The 4,158-nt window shown below is 60.4% G+C and carries 6 protein-coding genes; 5 read left to right on the forward strand and 1 reads right to left on the reverse strand.

What is annotated here, in order from left to right:
• The 4 genes from L0H65_RS15565 to L0H65_RS15580 form a co-directional block, all read left to right on the forward strand.
• On the forward strand, positions 1–353 hold a 353-nt coding region (locus tag L0H65_RS15565; RefSeq protein WP_301459979.1), incomplete at its 5' end, for a CbbQ/NirQ/NorQ C-terminal domain-containing protein.
• A 10-nt stretch (positions 354–363) separates the two neighbouring features.
• Positions 364–2,253 (forward strand): nitric oxide reductase activation protein NorD, encoded by a 1,890-nt coding sequence (locus L0H65_RS15570; RefSeq protein WP_301459987.1) that lies wholly within the window; start codon positions 364–366, stop codon positions 2,251–2,253.
• A 3-nt stretch (positions 2,254–2,256) separates the two neighbouring features.
• Positions 2,257–2,430: a hypothetical protein gene (locus L0H65_RS15575; RefSeq protein ID WP_301459981.1), complete on the forward strand. Its 174-nt coding sequence runs from the start codon at positions 2,257–2,259 to the stop codon at positions 2,428–2,430.
• Entirely contained in the window at positions 2,427–2,648 is a 222-nt protein-coding gene (locus L0H65_RS15580; protein ID WP_301459982.1) for an NnrT protein, read from the forward strand. The genes L0H65_RS15575 and L0H65_RS15580 overlap by 4 nt, the downstream gene beginning before the upstream one ends.
• A gap of 9 nt (positions 2,649–2,657) precedes the next feature.
• Here L0H65_RS15580 and L0H65_RS15585 read toward each other — a convergent pair whose 3' ends face one another.
• A complete protein-coding gene (locus L0H65_RS15585) occupies positions 2,658–3,362 on the reverse strand; it encodes a GntR family transcriptional regulator (RefSeq protein WP_301459984.1) in 705 nt (234 codons plus the stop codon).
• Between the two features lie 194 nt (positions 3,363–3,556).
• On the opposite strand from L0H65_RS15585, the gene L0H65_RS15590 reads away from it, so the two are divergent.
• Positions 3,557–4,158: dihydrodipicolinate synthase family protein (locus tag L0H65_RS15590; protein WP_301459985.1), on the forward strand; the 602-nt coding region annotated here is incomplete at its 3' end.

Here is a 4,158-nt window from a genome sequence, read left to right on the forward strand (position 1 = left end):
CCGGCTATCAGAACATCCTGAAACGGATGAAGCCCGCGACCCGGCAGCGGTTCCTGTCCATTACTTTCGGCTTTCCGCCGGAAGCGCTGGAGGTGGAGGTGGTTGCGCGTGAAAGCGGACTGGAGGCGGCGCGGGTAAAACCGCTGGTCCGGCTGGCGGGCCATATCCGCAAACTTTCCGGCATGGATCTGGAGGAAGGCGTATCTACGCGATTGCTGATCTATGCCGCAACCATGATCGTTGCGGGTATGACAATACCGCAAGCGTTGGAGGCGGCGATCATTGAACCGCTGACCGATGACGCCGATGTGCAAACCGCCCTGCGCGATCTGGTCGCCGCGGTTTACGGCTGACGTGATGGCCCTGCCAACCCGCCTGATGGATTTGATGGAGCCGGAGGAGACCGTTGGCAACCTTTGGCATGATCTTGCGTCGGGTTTCGGGGCGGCCAAGGAACACGCCGGGGCAGGGGTCACGCTTGCCTCGGTCCGTGGTAGCCTGCACATGTTGCTCCATGCTTTAGGTGGGACAGGTGCGATTGAACTGGCGGAGGCACCGGCGACAGCCTCGCGGCATCGGCTTTCGAACCTGCGCAAACTCGGCACTCCGAGGGAGCGGGAATATATCGCGGGTTTTGATGGCATGCGCCTGTGTCTGCCGCCTGTCATGTCGATGTTTGCCGACGTTGAGTTGAACCGCATCGCATATTTCTGGCTTACCGCCCTTGCCGCTGTTGCTGAGATTCCTGAACCAATGGATGACCCGCGCGCGGTTGATCTGGCGCAGATTGCAGCGAACGCCGCCGCCGCCGACCGTGCCTACGCGCTCTGTCCCGGCCTGCGCGCAGGCTTTACCCGGATGGCGCAGGCCAGCCTTGCCCGCCGCCCCACTCATCATTTGCCGCGAGCAGAGGCGGAGATTGAAGCGATGGTCCGCAGCCAGCTTCGGGGTGAGCCGGTCCGGACCGGACAAGATCGGCCAACGGCACACGGTTATATGCCTTTCGCCCCCGTGCCGATCTGGTTGCGCCTCGACGCTTCGCGGTCGGGGGACACTGCCGGAACCAGCCCCGAAGATGCCACCGCGCCGCCTCCTGCTGTGGCGACGACCACCCGCAAGTTGGGCTTGCGCCGCAATCGGGATGAGGCAAACCGCAAGGACAGCTTCATCATCCACCGGTTCGAATCCATCCTGTCATGGGTTGAATCCATGAACCTCAACCGGTCCATCGACGACGACGATGATGAGAATGCCCAAAAAGCGGCGGAGGATCAGGACAATATCACCCTGTCGAAACACGACCGCCGCGCCGCCACAAGGCTGCGTCTGCATCTGGATCTGTCGCCCGCCGAGGCTGACCATGAGGCGCTGGCGGGCAAGTTCACCTATCCCGAATGGAACCACCGCACCCGCGCTTATATGCCCGATCATTGCCGGATATTGGAGGCGGAGGTGCCACCGGACCCGGAAAGCCGTTTCATCCCGAACCAACGCCGGATGAAAGAGGTCCGCCGCCAGTTCGAAACCCTGCGCCCCCGCCGCATCCTGCGCCCGCGCCAGCTTGACGGGGCAGAACTGGACCTTGATGCGTTGATCTCGGCACAGGTGCAGTTGCGGGCAACGGGGCAGGGGTCTGACCGGGTGTATCAAAGCCTGCGCCAGATCGACCGCGATCTTTCGGTGGCGTTTCTGATCGACACCTCACGCTCCACCGAAGCCGCAGTGGGGGATACTTCGGTGATCGACGTGGCGCGCGACACGCTGGCGGCTTTGGCGGGCGGCATTGATGCGGCGGGGGATCGCTTGGGCATCTGGGGGTTTTCCTCTCTGCGCCGGGACCGGGTGTTTGTGCACCGCTGCAAGGCATTTGACAGCCCGATGTCGGCAGAGGTAACCGACCGTATTTGCGCCTTGCGTCCCGGCCATTACACCCGTTTGGGGGCTGCAATCCGTCATGTCAGCGCCATGCTGGCACAAGAAACCGCCGCGCGACGGCGGCTTTTGGTGCTAACCGACGGCAAGCCCAACGACCTTGACCATTATGAGGGTCAACACGGGATTGAGGACAGTCACATGGCAGTGCGCGAAGCGCGGCGCTTGGGGCAAACCGTGCATGGTGTGATCATCGACGAGGATGGGCAAGACTGGTTCGCCCGCATCTTTGGCCGATCACAATTCTCGCTGCTGTCCAACCCTGCGCGGTTGACCCGCGCTTTGCCTGATATCTACCGTTCCCTGACACAAGAGGTTTGACCGATGAAAACCATACTGATGCTGGCTTTACTCGCCCCGACAACCGCTATGGCTGAGGCGTTTCAGCGCCCGGCACCGTTGCAGCAATCCGGCGCTGCCGAAATTTCCTTCCTGATCGCCTCGATCTGCCTGATCGTCGCACTTTATTTCGTGCATCGGTTGGTAATGCGGAAATGAGCAACGGGCCGACCCTCCGGCTGAGCCTTTGGCTTTACCCTTTCGGGGTGGGTGCCGTTGCGGTCAACCTGTTCTTTGCGTCGCTGGTCGGGTCATGGGTCGGTTTGCCGGTGCTTTCGCCGGTTCAGGCGGTGATCGGTGGTCTTATTCTGGGGTTTCCGGTTGCCTGGCCATTCGCGCGCCATATCCGTCGCCTGATGGAGAAAGCCGACAATTGACGCGCGCGGTCACAAAGCGATCTTCTGCCGCCGGTCGCCCGAAATGAACCGCTGAATTTGCGTGACGATCTGATTGGCGTGTTCCAGCGCCAGTTGATCCGCCTTTTCGATATCGCGCGCCGCAATGGCCGCAATGATGTTTTCGTGTTCGGTCACGAATTCCGGTGGCAGGCGGTCCTGATAGGACTGATAGTACAGCCGCAAAATCCGCCGCCCTTCGTCCAGCAGACGGATGAATAGCCCTTCGTAATAGGTGTTTTGCCCCGCGACAGCGATTGCGGCGTGAAAGTCGCGGTTGGTGGAAATCATCGCCAGCGCATCCTGATTTTTGACGGCATGCGCGAATTCCGCCTGCCATTGCCGGATGATCTTCAAGTCCTCCGCCGTGTGATATTCCGCCGCCAGCCGCGTTGTGACCCGGTACATCAGCGTCAGCGCGTCAAAGAAGGTGTGCATTGACAGGAAGTTGATGTTGGATACCACGGTGGAGCGGTTCGGAAGCGTCGTCACCAGCCCTTCACCCGCCAGCCGTACCAACGCCTCGCGGATCGGGGTGCGCGACATGGTAAAGCGTTCGGCCAATTGAATTTCGTCAATCGGGCTGCCGGGTTGCAGCACCAGATCAATGATCTCGTCGCGCAACACGTCATAGACATGCTTCACGCCAGAGCCGCGCTTGCGTTCCGGCTTTACCGGAGGAGGGACGTTACTCATCACAATTCCTTTTTGCCTCACCCGCAATATGGGAAGTGCCGCTGGCGTTCAAGCCCTCGGCGCATTCCGCCCCAGGTTTCAAAAAACTTGTCGACAAATAGTATGCAATAGGTATAATGCAAACATCAACTCGAATCAAACCCGCCTAAGGGCTATGATCCAAGCGCAACCGACTGCCAATCATGGAGACCGCGATGACCAGCAACATTTTTACCGGCACTATCCCCGCATTGATGACGCCTTGCAAAGCCGACCGCAGCCCCGATTTTGACGCTTTGGTCAAAAAAGGCAAGGAACTGGTCGCAGCGGGGATGTCCGCTGTGGTCTATTGCGGCTCGATGGGCGATTGGCCCCTGCTGAGCGATGCACAGCGGATGGAAGGCGTTGAACGTCTGGTCAAGGCCGGGCTGCGCGTGATTGTCGGCACCGGTGCTGTAAACTCCGCCTCTGCGGTTGCGCATGCTGCCCATGCGCAGAAGGTTGGCGCCCACGGTCTGATGGTCATCCCGCGCGTGTTGTCGCGTGGCTCGTCGATCCCGGCACAAAAGGCGCATTTCAAAGCCATCTTGGCCGCTGCTCCAAAGCTGCCGGCGCTGATCTATAATAGCCCGCATTACGGCTTTGCCACCCGCGCCGACCTGTTCGCGGAACTCCGCCGCGATCATAAAAACCTGATCGGCTTCAAAGAGTTCGGCGGACCGGAGCCGATGTCCTATGCTGCGGAATTCATCACAAGCCGGGATGACGAAGTGCAGTTCATGGTGGGCGTCGATACCGCCGTTGTGCATGGGTTCGA

Origin of the sequence: Pseudorhodobacter sp., assembly GCF_030452865.1 — a bacterium.
Classification (GTDB): Bacteria; Pseudomonadota; Alphaproteobacteria; order Rhodobacterales; family Rhodobacteraceae; genus Pseudorhodobacter.

Excerpts from the sequence above, each read along its gene's own strand:
- L0H65_RS15575 (WP_301459981.1), top strand. The coding sequence starts at position 2,257 with ATGAAAACCATACTGATGCTGGCTTTACTCGCCCCGACAACCGCTATG.
- L0H65_RS15580 (WP_301459982.1), top strand. The coding sequence starts at position 2,427 with ATGAGCAACGGGCCGACCCTCCGGCTGAGCCTTTGGCTTTACCCTTTC.
- L0H65_RS15585 (WP_301459984.1), bottom strand. The coding sequence starts at position 3,362 with ATGAGTAACGTCCCTCCTCCGGTAAAGCCGGAACGCAAGCGCGGCTCT.